Here is a 13978-nt window from a genome sequence, read left to right as displayed (position 1 = left end):
CGGAAGTACGGACGCCGCCCTCCCGGGCGAGGAGCCGTACTCTGCGAAGTGCCCCGCGCCCCCGTCCCGAGGAGCCCACCATGCGCGACGCGGTGATCTGCGAACCGCTGCGTACCCCCGTCGGCCGGTTCGGCGGGGCGCTCAGGACCGTCCCGCCCGCCGAGCTCGCCGCCGCCGTCGTCCGCGCCCTGGTCGAGCGGACCGGCCTGCCCGGGGACGCGGTCGACGAGGTGATCCTCGGGCACTGCTACCCCACCTCCGACGCCCCCGCCATCGGGCGCGTCGCCGCGCTGGACGCCGGGCTCCCCGTCACGGTCGGCGGCACCCAGCTCGACCGGCGGTGCGGGTCCGGGCTCCAGGCCGTCCTGAACGCCGCCATGCAGGTCCAGACCGGCGCCGGCGACGTCATCATCGCGGGCGGCGCGGAGAGCATGAGCGGCGCGCCCTTCTACACGACCGCGGCGCGCTGGGGCGTGCGCGGGCCGTCCCTCGAACTGCACGACGCGCTCGCGCGGGGCCGCCTCACCGCCGGCGGCGTCCACCACCCCGTCCCGGGCGGGATGCTGGAGACCGCCGAGAACCTGCGCCGCGAGTACGGCATCGGACGCCGGGAGCAGGACGAGCTGGCCGTCCGGTCGCACGAGCGCGCCGTCGCCGCCCAGCGGTCGGGGGTGTTCGCCGAGGAGATCGTTCCGGTGACCGTCCGGTCGCGGAAGGGCGACACGGTCGTCGGCACCGACGAGCACCCGCGTCCCGGCACCACCGTCGAGGGCCTGGCGAGTCTGCGCCCCGTCCTCGGCCGGAAGGACCCCGAGGCCACCGTGACCGCGGGCAATGCCAGCGGCCAGAACGACGGGGCCGCCGCCTGCGTGGTCACCACCCCCGAACGCGCCGCCGAGCTGGGCCTGCGGCCCCTCGTCCGGCTCGTGTCCTGGGGCCGCGCCGGGGTGCCGCCGGAGACGATGGGCATCGGGCCCGTCCCCGCCACCGCCAGGGCCCTGGACGCCGCCGGCCTCACCCTCGCCGACATGGACCTCATCGAGCTGAACGAGGCGTTCGCCGCGCAGGTCCTCGCCGTCACCCGCGAATGGGGCCTGAAGGACGCCGACTGGGACCGCGTCAACGTGCACGGCTCCGGCATCTCCCTCGGCCACCCCGTCGGCGCCACCGGCGCCCGCATCCTCGCCACCCTCGCCCGTGAGATGGACCGCCGCGAGGCCCGCTACGGCCTGGAGACCATGTGCATCGGCGGCGGCCAGGGCCTCGCCGCGATCTTCGAGCGGGTCCGGCCGAACACCGCGGGGGCCGGAAGCGTCTGAGGGGGTATGAGCCCGAGGTGCGAACGGTGTGAGGGTCCGCTGGTCCCGGTGGAGTACGGCATGCCCGTCGGCGACGAGCCGTACCGGCGGCACGAACGCCGTGAGATCTACTTCACCGGCGGCTGCATGGGCGGACCCGAGCCGTGGTGGTGCTGGTCGTGCGAGCGGTTCGCCGACCCCGAGCCGCGTCCCCCGCGTTCGATGACCCTGGAGGGCTACCAGCTGTCCGTGCTCGACGACATGCGCGGCGTCGCCCCGGAGTCCCTCCCGGAACTGCCCGCGCCCTACGACGACCCGCCGGCCGGCCTGGTGGAGGAGGCCGGCCGGTGGCGCGTCATGCAGTCACCGAAGATCGTGGACCTGGCGGCGATCCTGGGCGGGCCGGTCAGCGGCGGCCCCTCCCGGCACCGGTTCGCCCTTCCGCTCTGGCCCGGCTTCTGGCTGGAGCACACCAGCCTGGACACCGAGGCCGGCGAGTACGTCCTCGACCGGAGGTTCGTGCGCAGGTCGGGCGAGCCGATGCGGTCGGCGGACGACCTGCGCCCCTGGTCGGTCCTGCGGCCGGAGGCCGAGGCGTTCTTCGGCTGGGAGCCCACGCGGAGTCCTAACGCGTACTACCACGTCGTGCCGTTCCGGCTTGGAGGGCGCCCGATGGAGGCGTGCTTCGTCCACGACCTCCTCCTGCAGGTCTCGGAGCGCTCGGAGGGTTAGCTCCGTTCCGCCGTCCAGGACGGGTCCCGGCCGGTCATGGCGATGAGGCGGTCGAGAGCGGGCGCGTCCGCACCCACGTCGACGGCGGGGCCGAAAAGGCCCGGGACGCCCCGGCCGCCGCTCTGCTCGACCGACGGGGCGACGAAGGCGAGGCACGCCTCGATCTCGTCCGCACCGGCGTCGTAGGACCGGCCGACGGCGCGGGAGATGTCCCAGCCGTGCACGACCAGCTCGTTCATCGCGACGTGGCCCGCCTGGTCGCCGGGCAGTTCGATGCCGCCGGCCCAGGTCATGCCCTGCCACGCCTCCGGGGAGCGCCAGGCCGCCGCCATCGCGTCGAGCCGCTCGGGGATGCGGGACCGCCAGTCCGGGGCGAGCGGGGCGGCGTCGGCGGACGGCGGCTGCGAGGGGCCGTCCGGGAAGTCCTTCGCCGCCGCCCAGGTGAAGGCCAGGGCCAGGCCGTTCACGTGGTCGATGAGGGCGCCGAGCGGCATGTCGCCGGAGGGCGTCGGCGCGGTCAGCTGGGAGTCGCGCACGTCCGCGAGCAGGCCGGCCATCCGCCGGGCGGCGGGGCCGAGGTCGGGCATCGAGGCCATCTGGGGATCCTTCCGTTCGTATACCGCTGGACGGGACGCCGGTGGACGCGTCCCGCCCAGTGGTATGGACTCGGGAACCGCCGGATACTCATCGCTGCGCGGGTAAGACCGGAGATCGAGGGCCTCGGCGGGCCGGAAATCGGCGCGGACTGTTCTGACCAGGGGATGTGACTCGTAAGCTACTACCGAGTAGTATTCGGGCCCCGGATGGAGAGCAGTCCGACGCGAGCCCTACGCTGGCTGCCATCGCCCGTACCCCAGGAGGACGGAACAGTGTTCTGGATCACATTGGTCATCGGGCTCGCCGGAACGGCGGTCGCGCTGGGGCTCGCCGGGAGGCGAGTGCTGTTCCTCTACGCGATCGCCAGGAGCGGGCAGCCCGACCCCGAGCGGACGCTGCAGGTCAAGCGTGAGCCCGCCAAGGCCGTCGAAGGCCAGGCCGTCGAGGTCCTCGGCCAGCGCAAGCTGCTGAAGTGGACCGTCGCCGGCGTCTCGCACGCCGCGGTCATGTGGGCGTTCATCCTGCTGGCCACCGTCTACCTGGAGGCGGCCGTCGCGCTGCTGTTCGGGCTGGACGCCAAGATCCCCGGCGTGCAGACCTGGCCGCCGATCGGCTTCGTCCAGGACACGATCGCCCTCGCCTGCACCGCCGGCCTGGTCGTCTTCACCGCGATCCGGATCAGGAACTCGCCGAAGCGGCTGGACCGCAAGTCCCGGTTCAAGGGCTCGCACCTGTCCGGCGCCTGGATCACGCTGTTCATGATCTTCAACGTGATCTGGACGATGTTCTTCTTCCGCGGCGTGGAGTGGGCCAGCGGCAACCTCCCCTACGGCAAGGGCGCCTACTTCTCCACCCTGGTCGGCCACCTGTTCGACGGGCTGAGCGGCCACACGCTGGAGGTCCTGGAGTCGGTCGGCCTGCTGGTGCACATCGCCGTCGCGCTGGTCTTCCTGGTCTTCGTCGTCCACTCCAAGCACCTGCACATCTTCCTGGCCCCCCTGAACGTCATGTTCAAGCGCCGCCCCGACGGCCTCGGCGCCGCGCAGCCGATGATGTCGGGCGGCAAGCCGCTCGACTTCGAGGAGGCCGACCCCGACGAGGACGTCTTCGGCCGCGGCAAGATCGAGGACTTCACCTGGAAGGGCTTCCTCGACATGGCGACCTGCACCGAGTGCGGTCGCTGCCAGTCGCAGTGCCCCGCCTGGAACACCGGCAAGCCGCTGTCGCCGAAGATGCTCGTCCTGGAGCTGCGCGACCACGCCCTGGCCAAGGCGCCCTACTTCACCGCGTCGGAAGAGGCCCGAAACGGGTTCACCGACGAGCAGAAGCTCGCCATGGAGGTGGACAAGGCCCTCGTCGGCGACGACGGCGTCATCCACCCCGACGTCCTGTGGTCCTGCACCAACTGCGGCGCGTGCGTCGAGCAGTGCCCGGTCGACATCGAGCACATCGACCACATCCTGGACATGCGCCGCTTCCAGGTCATGATCGAGTCCTCGTTCCCCTCCGAGGCCGGCGTCATGCTGAAGAACCTGGAGAACAAGGGCAACCCGTGGGGCATGTCCGAGATGAAGCGCCTCGAATGGATCGAGGAGCTCGACTTCGAGGTCGACGTCGTCGACGACAAGGTCTCCGAGGACACCGAGTACCTGTTCTGGGTCGGCTGCGCCGGCGCCCTGGAGGACCGTGCCAAGAAGACCACCAAGGCCGTCGCCGAGCTGCTGCACATCGCGGGCGTCAAGTTCGCCGTCCTCGGCCCCATGGAGGCGTGCACCGGTGACCCGGCCCGCCGCCTCGGCATGGAGTTCGTCTTCCAGATGCTCGGCCAGCAGAACGTCGAGACGCTGAACGACGCGGGCGTCAAGAAGATCGTCGCGACCTGCCCGCACTGCTTCAACACCCTGGCCAACGAGTACCCGCAGATCGGCGGGAACTACGAGGTCGTCCACCACACCCAGCTGCTGGCGCATCTGGTCGAGGAGGGCAGGCTCACCCCGGTCACGCCGATCGAGGAGAAGATCACCTACCACGACCCCTGCTTCCTCGGCCGCCACAACAAGGTCTACAAGCAGCCGCGCGACATCATGGCGACCGTCCCCGGCGTCAGGACGCAGGAGATGCACCGGCACAAGGACCGCGGCTTCTGCTGCGGCGCCGGCGGCGCCCGGATGTGGATGGAGGAGCGCATCGGCAAGCGGATCAACACCGAGCGCGTGGACGAGGCGCTGGAGACCGACCCCGACACCGTCTCCACCGCCTGCCCGTTCTGCCTGGTCATGCTGGGCGACGCCATCAACGAGAAGAAGAACGCGGGCGACGCCAAGGAGTCGCTGGAGGTCGTCGACGTCTCCCAGCTCCTGATCCGCTCCATCAAGGGCGAGGGCACCGCCCCCGAGAAGGAGGCGGTCGCCGCCGAATAGGGCGCCCGCTCGACGGCCCCGCTCCCGCTCCGGCGGGGGCGGGGCCGGTTCGCGCTCCGGGCGCGGTTGAGGGCGCGGCTCGCTGGTAAGACCTGGGGATGGCCGTGCTCGTGTCCCTCCTCGCGTTCCTGATGACGCTCGCGGGCGGCCTCACCGCGATGCGCGTCCGCGACCACCGGCACCTCGTCCTCGGGCTCGCCGGCGGGCTCATGCTCGGCGTCGTCGCGTTCGACCTGATCCCCGAGTCGCTGGAGCTGACGCGGCACCGCCCGTTCGGCGTCCCCGTCCCCATGATCGGCTTCGCGGCGGGGTTCGTGCTCCTGCACGTCGTCGAGCAGGCGGTGGCGATCCACCGCGCCCACGAGGAGGAGTACGCCCCGCACGAGCACGTCCGCGGCTCCGGCTCCGGCGGGCTGCTCGCCGCGCTCGCCCTCGTCCTGCACAGCCTCGTGGACGGCCTCAGCATCGGCTTCGGCTTCCAGAGCGGCACCGAGACCGGCGTCTTCGTGGCGCTCGCCGTCGTCACCCACGACTTCGCGGACGGGTTCAACACCTTCACCGCCGCCTCGCTGTACCGCGGCGACCGGCGCCCCGCCGTCCTGCTGCTGCTCGCCGACGCGGCCGCCCCCGTCGCCGGGGCCGCCATCGGCATGCTGGCGACCGTCCCGGACGCCGTCCTCGGCCCCTACCTCGGCGTCTTCGCCGGCGTCCTGCTGTACCTGGCCGCCGCCGAGATCCTGCCCGAGGCGCACAGCGTCCACCCGCGGATCATGACCCTGGCGGCCACCGGGCTCGGGCTCCTCGCCGTGCTGCTCAGCGTCGGGCTCGCGAGCTGACGCAGGGCCGCCCGGAAACCCGGACGGCCCTCTTCGGGAACGTTCCCGGCGTCAGCCCGTCAGCGACGTGGCGTAGCTCTGGTTCGACTTCAGCCACGCGTCGACCGCCTGGTCGGGCTTGCCCTTGTACTGGTTCTCCATCAGGTCCTCAAGGGAGCCGAGCTGCTTGTCGTCCATCCTGAACTTCTTCAGCCAGCCGGTGACCTCCGGCTGGTCCTTGCCGAAGTCCTTGCGGGCGATGGTGTTGATGCCGTCCGGCTTGCCCATCGCGCCCTTCGGGTCCTGCAGGTCGCGGATGGGGTACTTCGTGTAGGCCCAGTGCGGGCGCCACAGCGTGACGACGATGTCCTTCTTGGCGTCGATGGACTTCTTCAGCTCGGTCAGCATCGCCGCCGTCGAGGACGTCGTCACCTTGTACTCGTCCTTCAGGCCGTAGGCGGGGAGCATCTCCTCCTGCGACACCCGGTACAGCCCGGAGCTCTTCTCAATCCCGACGATCTTGCCGCCGTACTGGCCGCCCTTGCCCTTGAGGTCGTCGAGCGTCTTCAGCGGGGAGTAGTTCGGAACCGCGATCGTCAGCGGCGCCGAGTCGTACCAGACGCCGACCTTCTCCAGCTTGTCGCCGTACTGCTTCCAGTAGTCCTCGTGCGTGCCCGGCAGCCAGGAGTCCACGAACAGGTCGACGTCGCCCTTCGACATGCCCGCGTAGAGCGGACCCGTGTCGAGGTTCTTGACCTCCACCTTGTAGCCCTTGTCGGTCAGGAGCCGCTTCCACAGGGCCGTGGCGGCCTCACCCTCGGCCCAGCCCGAGACCACGCCGATGGTGATCTCCTTGTCGTTCCCACCCCCGCCGGAGTCGGAGTCGCCGCACGCCGCGGCGCTCAGCCCGAGCGTCAGCGTCAGCGCGGCGACCGTCAGGCCCTTGAACTTGGAGCGCATGCGCGTCCTTTCGTTGGCTTGCATAGTGAAGGGGGAGCGGGAGGTCAGTTGGACGTGCCCGCGGCGGACGCGACGGCGACCGGGACGGGCGCGGCGGCGCGGCGGCGCGCGAACAGCGCGCGCAGCATGCTCGGGCCCTCGCCCAGGGCGCCGGTCAGGCGGTCCAGGTAGATGGCGAGGACCACGACGGCGATGCCGCCCTCGAAGCCCTTCGCGACGTCCACCCGGTTGATGCCCTCCAGCACCTCGCCGCCGAGGCCGCCCGCCCCCACCATCCCGGCGATGACGACCATGGACAGCGACAGCATGATCAGCTGGTTGACCCCGGCCATGATCGACGGCATCGCGAGCGGGATCTGGATCCGGGTCAGGATCCGGCCCGGCGGCGTTCCGAACGCCTCGCCCGCCTCGACCATCTCCGGGTCCACGCCGCGGATGCCGAGCTCGGTCAGCCGCACCCCCGGCGGCATCGCGAAGATCACCGTCGCCACCACGCCGGGCACCGAGCCGATGCTGAAGAAGAAGATCGCCGGGATGAGGTACACGAACGCCGGCATCGTCTGCATGAAGTCCAGGACCGGCCGGACGATCCGGCTCACCACGTCGCTGCGCGCCGCCGCGATGCCGATCGGGATCGCCACCACGGTCGACACCACCGCCGACACCAGCACCAGGGCCAGCGAGTCCATCGCCGGCTCCCACAGCTCCATGCTGTCGACCAGCGCGAACCCGAGGATCGTGAACAGGCCGAGCCTCCAGCCGCTCAGCACCAGCGCGATCACGGCCAGCACCAGCGTCAGCGCCAGCGGCGGCAGGAACGTCAGAACGCTCGTCAGCCCGTCCACCGACGCCTCGATCGCCGAGCCGATCCCGTCGAACAGCCACGACAGGTTGTCGGTGCACCAGGTCACCAGGCCGTCGAACCACTCGCCGACGGGAACCCGGGGCAGCTTCATCGCCGCGTCACTCATCGCCGCCGCCCTCCTTCGCCAGCGCCAGTTCCGGCTCGTCCTCCCCGACCATCTCCTCCACGTGGGAGTTGATCGCGCCGAGCGCCGCCAGCAGCGTCACCCGGGGGATCACGCCGAGCAGCGTCCCCTCCTCGTCCGCCACCGGCACCGGCAGATCGCTCTCGGCGACCCGCACGAACAGGTCCGCGACCGGGGTGTCCGGCGCCACCGGCTCCGGGTCCTCGGGGTCGATCAGGCCGTCCAGCGTCTGGACGTTCTCCTGCACCGCGTCCGCGATCACGGTCGCCCGGACCCGTCCGACGAGCTTGCGGTCCCGCCCGACCACGAACGCCGCCGACGTCTGCTGCTCGCGCATCGTCCGCAGGGCGGTCCGGGGCCCGGTCGACGCCAGCACCGTGACCAGCGGCTTCTCCATCACCGAGGCCGCCGTCAGCACTCTGGTACGGTCCACATCCGCGACGAACTGGGCGACATAGTCGTTGGCGGGATCGGTGAGGATCTCCTCGGCCGTCCCGATCTGCACGATCCGGCCCTCCCGCATCACCGCGATGCGGTCGCCGATGCGCATGGCCTCGTTCAGGTCGTGCGTGATGAAGACGATCGTCTTGCCGAACCGGCTCTGCAGGTCCAGGAGCAGGTCCTGGACCTCCCGGCGGATCAGCGGGTCCAGAGCGCTGAACGCCTCGTCCATCAGGATGATGTCGGTACCCGAAGCGAGCGCGCGGGCGAGCCCCACCCGCTGCTTCATTCCACCCGACAACTCGCCGGGGGCCTTGTTCTCCCAGCCTTCGAGACCCACCAGAGCCAGGAACTCCCGGGCGGTCTTCTCTCGTTCCTCCCTGGGAACACCACGGACCTCGAGCCCGTAGGCGGCATTGGCCAGAACCGTCCGATGGGGGAACAGCGCGAAGTGCTGGAAGACCATGCTGACCTTGTTCTGCCGAAGCGCACGCAGCGCCTTCGGCGGCAGCTTGGCGATGTCCTGGCCGTCGATCTCGACACTTCCGGACGTGACGCCGAGCAACCCGTTCAGCATCCGGATCAGGGTCGACTTCCCCGACCCCGACAGGCCCATGACCACGAAGATCTCGCCCTGCCGGACCTCGAACGTGGCGTCCACCACCGCGGGGGTGACCCCGAGGTCGCGAACCGCCGACAGATCAGCGCCCGCCGTGAGTTTTCGCTGCGCCTCCGCCGCCCTGCGGCCGAAGAGTTTGGAAACGCTTTCCGCGCGGAGTACTGACACGATCTCCTTCCGGGTTTCCACGTCGATGCGCGGAAACGGGTCGCCTCGTCCGTCCAGGCGCCCGGGCCTCACGTAAAGAGGCTGTCAACCAGACGCCATGCCTGTGCGTCGCCCGAAACTACCCGGCCGGAGAACATGTTTCATCTTTTGGTGATTTCCGTCACATTCGGGTAACGGACTGACTACACTTTCGTCCGGTGAAAGTTCTGGTACGACCGCGACGGCGTCGGCCCCCGCTGATCCTGGTACCGCGACCCGTACTTCGCCGACCCGTAGGGGTACTCCGCCGGCGAGCTCGTCCGGAACAGGCACATCTGCCCGATCTTCATCCCCGGCCACAACTTGATCGGCAGCGTCGCCACGTTCGACAGCTCCAGCGTCACGTGCCCGTTGAACCCCGGATCGATCCACCCCGCCGTCGAGTGCGTGAGCAGCCCCAGCCGCCCCAGCGAGCTCTTGCCCTCCAGCCGCGCCGCGAGATCCTCGGGCAGCCCGAACACCTCGTACGTCGAGGCCAGCACGAACTCCCCCGGATGCAGCACGAACGCCTCGTCGGCCTCCACCTCCACCAGCCGCGTCAGATCCGGCTGCTCCACAGCGGGATCGATGTGCGGATACCGGTGGTTCTCGAACACCCGGAAGTACCGGTCCAGCCGCACGTCCACACTGGACGGCTGAACCATGACCGACTCGAACGGGTCGATCTTCACTCGCCCAGACTCAAGCTCGGCCCTGATGTCGCGATCGGAGAGAAGCACCCCAGAAAGCTATCCCACGCCACGCCCCCACCGACGATCCGGTACAGTAACCAAGGCGCGGGCGCCTCCAGGCCGCCCCACGCGGGTGTAGTTCAATGGTAGAACTTCAGCTTCCCAAGCTGACAGCGCGGGTTCGATTCCCGTCACCCGCTCCACACAGATGGCCCAGGTCAGGGAGTGCTACCCCACCTGGGCCTTGATCATTTCAGAGCCGCCTACAGGTCCTCGTGCCATTAGCGTGCAATTAGGCCCCCGGCACCAGAGGCTGTCTACGCCACCGTCTCACCCCTCAGCCTCCTTCCCGACTCTGAGCAAGGGCGAAGCTTGAGACTTGCGCCGGAGCAGCTGCTAGGGCGAAGGCCTGGGGAGATGTGCCGAAGGTACTCTGGGCGAGTACCCGCACCGACCTCGACCGGAGGCATCAGGACCCATGCCCGCGATGACTCTCCCCCTGCCGTCCGGTGACACCTGGACCCGGGCGGACTACGAGGCGCTGCCCGAAGACCTTCCAGTACGCGTGAGCCTCATCCACGGAGAACTTGTCGTGAGCCCACGGCCCCGCCCGATCCACCAGCGAATCGCGCGGCGCCTGGCGACCCGCATCGAAGACGCTGCTCCCGACGCCTGGCAGGTGGACACGGATGTGGACGTGCTGCTGGACGACGACGAGGTGGAACCGGTCGAGATCGCCCCCGACATCGTCGTGTACTCCACCGAGCACGACCCCTATGACCGTCCTATCCGTGCCGAGTCGGTCACCCTCGTCGCCGAGGTCGTGTCCCCGTCGACCAAGCGTAAGGACCGGCGGATGCAGCCGGCCCTGTACGCGGGAGCCGGCATCAGGCACTACTGGCGCGTGGAGACCGACCAGACCGCACCGGCGTTCGCGGTCTACACCTATGAGCTGGACGACGCCAGCGGCGCATATGTCGCCACCGGCGTGCATCACGACCGGATCACTGCGACCCAGCCCTTCGCCCTCGACATTGACCTCAAGTCCGTTCGTGAACGCTGACATCGTGTAGCGCGTTGCAGTCCGCCGGGACAGCCGTCTGGGCGAGCGGCGATCGCCGCCGCGCGGCTTCCAACGCGCGGGCCGTGACCGGTTCAGCGCTCCGGGTCTGCTCGCCCTCGGATCAGTCGAGTGCCCTCGTTGCGATCAGCACGAGGGCGCGCAGATCAGCGGCTAGGGTGGCGGGCCATTAACCAGGGTGATCGAGGGGCACTCACGGTTACTTGCGGAAGGGCCCTATGCCAGGTCAGCGGGCCTAGCAGGCAGGTTCGGGACTTTTCCCAAGCTGACAGGGCGGGTTCGATTCCCGTCACCCGCTCACATGCAAAGGCCCAGGCCAGGGAGTAAGTGCTCGCCTGGGTCTTGATCGTTTCACGGCCGTCCGCAGGCCCTCGTGCCATTAGCGTGCCGTTAGGCCCCCGGCACCAGGGCGCCGGCTGATCCGTCGTCATCCTCGTCATCGTCCTGGGTCTGCTCCGCCTGGACGAGCGCGTCGAAGCCGTCTGCGATGGCCCGATCAGCCTTGGCGGATCGGTGCTGATACCAGAGCGGCCCGCTCGCTGTCGTGCCCCATGCGCACCATCAGTTTGCGCAGTGAGACGCCCATGTCAGCCGCCAACGTGTTGCCGGAATGCCGAAGGTCGTGGAAGTGCAGGTTCGGCACCCCCAACGAGCTGACGACGTGGCTCCACCGGGTCAGCTGTTGAAGCCGCTACGCCTCAGCGGCCCGCCCTTGATCCCGGTGAAGACGAGGGCATCGGCACCCGGCCGGACTTACTTGTTCAGGTGGGAGCCTGGTGAGGAACGAGCGCCGCCGGGACAGAGACGGTCCGCATCCCTGCTCGTGACTTTGGTGGGCCCGAGGATCATCTCCCCGTTGGCCCGCTCGACGTAGGTGAAGCGCCCCGGGTCGGATGGAGGCTCGTTTCCCTGAGAGGATCGAGTCATGGCACGTCCGTCCCCCTATCCCCCTGAGCTGCGCAGGCGCGCGGTCCGCATGGTGGCCGAGGTCCGCCCGGACTACCCCAGTGAGTGGTCGGCGATGAAGGCCGTCGCGGCCAAGTTGGGAGTCACCTCGACCGAGACGGTGCGCAGCTGGGTGCGTCGGGCCGAGGTCGATGTCGGTGCCCGGCCGGGGACCACGACCGAGGAATCAGCCGAGCTCAAGCGGCTCAAGCGGGAGAACGCCGAGCTGCGGCGGGCGAACGAGATCCTGAAAGCCGCTGCGGGTTTCTTCGCGGCCGAGCTCGACCGGCCACACAAGTACTGATCGCGTTCATCGACGCGTTCCGCAAGGTGTTCGGGGTCGAGCCGATCTGCCGGGTGCTGTCTGCGCACGGCACCAAGATCGCACCGTCCACCTACTACGCCGCCAAGTCACGTCCGGCCTCGCCGAGGGCGGTGCGTGACGAGTGGCTCAAGACCGAGATCACCCGCATCCACACCGACAACTACCGGGTCTATGGCGCCCGGAAGGTCTGGCGGCAGTTGCAGCGCGAGGGCCACCAGGTGGCGCGCTGCACGGTTGAGCGGCTGATGCGCGAACTCGGTCTGCACGGTGCCCGCCGCGGCCGCAAGATCCGTACCACCGTGCGCGACGACGGACATGAGCGGGCCGTCGATCTGCTGCGCCGAGACTTCACCGCCGGCAGCCCGAACCGCCGGTGGGTGGCCGACTTCACGCACGTGACCACCTGGGCCGGCGTGGTCTACGTCGCGTTCGTGGTCGACATCTTCTCCCGCGCGATCGTCGGCTGGGCCGCCTCGACCACCAAGCGGACCCGGCTGGTGCTGGACGCCCTGGACATGGCGCTGTGGCGGCGCAACCGGGCCGGACACCCCGTCGGGCCAGGGCTGGTGCACCACAGCGACGCGGGATCGCAATACACCTCTTTCCGGTTCACCACGCACCTGGTCGACGCCGGTATCGACGCCTCCATCGGCACCGTCGGCGACGCGCTCGACAACGCACTGATGGAGTCGGCGATCGGCTTGTACAAGACCGAGCTGATCAAACTGCGTGGGCCGTGGAAGAACCTGACCGGCGTCGAGCTGGCCACCGCCGAGTACGTGGACTGGTACAACACCACCCGGCTCCACGGTGAGATCGGCCACGTACCACCCGACGAATACGAAGCCCTCCACTACCGCCAGAACCACACAGAACCACAGGTCACAGCCACAACCTAGAGCCTCTACCGAACCCGGGGCGCTTCAGACGTTGGTGTTGTCCGCGCGGCTGTTGGTGGCGTCCAGGGACACCGGGTTCGGTGCCGCGCGCTGGGGGGTGGAGGCCGCGGCGGCAGCCGCCGGGGCGGTGGCCATCACCGCGAGGGCCAGGGCCAGGCCGGTCAGGGGAAGGTGCTTGATCACGGGGGGTCTCCATCTCGCGTGTACTGGAGTGTCTGAGTCCCCATGAGCATCACTAATGGTATTTGAGTGACTACTTACCGTCATGATTGGTGTTTCGTCACCACTGGTCCGACCCGACCGCGAGGAAGCCGGTCCGCGCCGGCCTTGTCCAGTGAGGTCGAGTGGCCTACGCCCCGCCTGTCGTGGTCGCCCCGCCTCCCACCTATGGGCGCATCCGGCCGAGTTTGACCGGTTCGGGGGCTTTCGCCGAGGCCGAGGCTATGGTGTGCGGGGAGGTACTCCAAGCCGCATACCGAGCCCCGCTCACCCAAGCGACCTCGCCGGCCTCTGGGAAGCGGGACCGCCGACCACGCGTCCTAGGAGAAGGGGTCCTCGAATGGAGATGGACGGCGCCGCCCGGCGGGAACTCGTCTTACGAGTGCTCGGTTGGGGAACGATCGTCTACTTTCTGATCATCGGATTCGCCCTGGACGAACATGCGCTCTTCGAGCTGAGGTCGCCGCCTGGTTGGACCCAGCTCCAGCAGGCGCAGCGTGCTCACGCCAAGACGCTCGACTCCAAGGCCCAGAGCCTGGCCATGACCGATCCCGCGGCGTCTGCCGACCTCGAGGCCCAAGCCGCCAAGATCAGATTCGATGTTGGCGCCGCCGACCACGACCGGTCCGACGGCCGCTTCCGCGCGATCGGCCTCATCATCGGTATGAGGGGCCACGCGTTTTCCGGACAGCTTCTTGATCGGTGATCTGCGGGCAGATCTACGCCGCTCGCTGTCGGCTCAGGTACTCGGTATGGACCT

General features: G+C 69.4%; 12 protein-coding genes, 1 tRNA gene, 1 pseudogene and 1 other annotated feature. Of the genes and pseudogenes, 8 read left to right on the top strand and 6 right to left on the bottom strand.

The features are described 5' to 3' along the window. The first annotated feature begins 80 nt into the window (after positions 1-80). Positions 81-1319 carry an acetyl-CoA C-acetyltransferase gene (locus CHC11_RS36495; protein WP_089316464.1) on the top strand — a complete coding sequence of 413 codons (1239 nt, stop codon included), beginning with the start codon at positions 81-83 and terminating at the stop codon, positions 1317-1319. A 60-nt stretch (positions 1320-1379) separates the two neighbouring features. Beyond that, the gene (locus CHC11_RS36490) at positions 1380-2030 is read left to right on the top strand and encodes a hypothetical protein (RefSeq protein ID WP_143227443.1); all 651 of its coding nucleotides are present in this window, start codon (positions 1380-1382) and stop codon (positions 2028-2030) included. Here CHC11_RS36490 and CHC11_RS36485 read toward each other — a convergent pair. Then, a complete protein-coding gene (locus tag CHC11_RS36485) occupies positions 2027-2626 on the bottom strand; it encodes a TIGR03086 family metal-binding protein (protein WP_218826396.1) in 600 nt (199 codons plus the stop codon). The two genes, CHC11_RS36490 and CHC11_RS36485, sit on opposite strands and share 4 nt — an antisense overlap. Positions 2627-2899: 273 nt before the next feature. On the opposite strand from CHC11_RS36485, the gene CHC11_RS36480 reads away from it, so the two are divergent. Then, positions 2900-5047, top strand: a complete 2148-nt coding sequence (locus tag CHC11_RS36480; protein WP_089316462.1) for a (Fe-S)-binding protein — start codon at positions 2900-2902, stop codon at positions 5045-5047. Between the two features lie 98 nt (positions 5048-5145). After that, positions 5146-5883, top strand: a complete 738-nt coding sequence (locus tag CHC11_RS36475) for a ZIP family metal transporter (protein WP_089316461.1) — start codon at positions 5146-5148, stop codon at positions 5881-5883. A 51-nt stretch (positions 5884-5934) separates the two neighbouring features. On the opposite strand, the gene CHC11_RS36470 is transcribed toward CHC11_RS36475, so the two are convergent. From CHC11_RS36470 to dcd, 4 genes and pseudogenes are all read right to left on the bottom strand, one after another. Next, positions 5935-6822, bottom strand: a complete 888-nt coding sequence (locus tag CHC11_RS36470; RefSeq protein ID WP_089316460.1) for a glycine betaine ABC transporter substrate-binding protein — start codon at positions 6820-6822, stop codon at positions 5935-5937. Between the two features lie 44 nt (positions 6823-6866). After that, a pseudogene (locus CHC11_RS36465) lies at positions 6867-7628 on the bottom strand (ABC transporter permease); the annotation flags it as partial. A 157-nt stretch (positions 7629-7785) separates the two neighbouring features. Next, positions 7786-9039, bottom strand: a complete 1254-nt coding sequence (locus CHC11_RS36460; RefSeq protein ID WP_089316528.1) for a quaternary amine ABC transporter ATP-binding protein — start codon at positions 9037-9039, stop codon at positions 7786-7788. Between the two features lie 182 nt (positions 9040-9221). Continuing rightward, entirely contained in the window at positions 9222-9797 is a 576-nt protein-coding gene (gene dcd / locus CHC11_RS36455) for a dCTP deaminase (RefSeq protein WP_089316459.1), read from the bottom strand. An 81-nt stretch (positions 9798-9878) separates the two neighbouring features. Between dcd and CHC11_RS36450 the strand changes: the two genes are divergently transcribed. The 3 genes from CHC11_RS36450 to CHC11_RS36440 all read left to right on the top strand — a co-directional run bounded on the left by CHC11_RS36450 (position 9879) and on the right by CHC11_RS36440 (position 12999). Continuing rightward, positions 9879-9952, top strand: a tRNA-Gly gene (locus CHC11_RS36450). A gap of 275 nt (positions 9953-10227) precedes the next feature. Further along, positions 10228-10812, top strand: a complete 585-nt coding sequence (locus CHC11_RS36445) for a Uma2 family endonuclease (protein ID WP_089316458.1) — start codon at positions 10228-10230, stop codon at positions 10810-10812. Positions 10813-11755: 943 nt separating this feature from the next. Further along, positions 11756-12999, top strand: a protein-coding gene (locus tag CHC11_RS36440) for an IS3 family transposase (protein ID WP_245920222.1) whose coding sequence is annotated in 2 segments (ribosomal slippage) — positions 11756-12038 and positions 12038-12999 — 1245 coding nt in all. Because the reading frame shifts where the segments join, the coding sequence is not laid out codon by codon here. Then, positions 12034-12165, top strand: a sequence feature (AL1L pseudoknot). Its footprint overlaps the gene before it by 132 nt. A 24-nt stretch (positions 13000-13023) precedes the next feature. Here CHC11_RS36440 and CHC11_RS41795 read toward each other — a convergent pair. Continuing rightward, a complete protein-coding gene (locus CHC11_RS41795) occupies positions 13024-13182 on the bottom strand; it encodes a hypothetical protein (RefSeq protein WP_179279185.1) in 159 nt (52 codons plus the stop codon). Between the two features lie 376 nt (positions 13183-13558). Between CHC11_RS41795 and CHC11_RS36435 the strand changes: the two genes are divergently transcribed. Beyond that, entirely contained in the window at positions 13559-13924 is a 366-nt protein-coding gene (locus CHC11_RS36435; RefSeq protein ID WP_089316457.1) for a hypothetical protein, read from the top strand. Positions 13925-13978 lie beyond the last annotated feature (54 nt).

Origin of the sequence: Actinomadura mexicana (assembly GCF_900188105.1) — a bacterium.
Lineage (GTDB): Bacteria > Actinomycetota > Actinomycetes > Streptosporangiales > Streptosporangiaceae > Spirillospora > Spirillospora mexicana.
The sequence above is the reverse complement of the archived record's forward strand: the minus strand, read 5'-3'. Positions and strand labels throughout refer to the sequence as shown.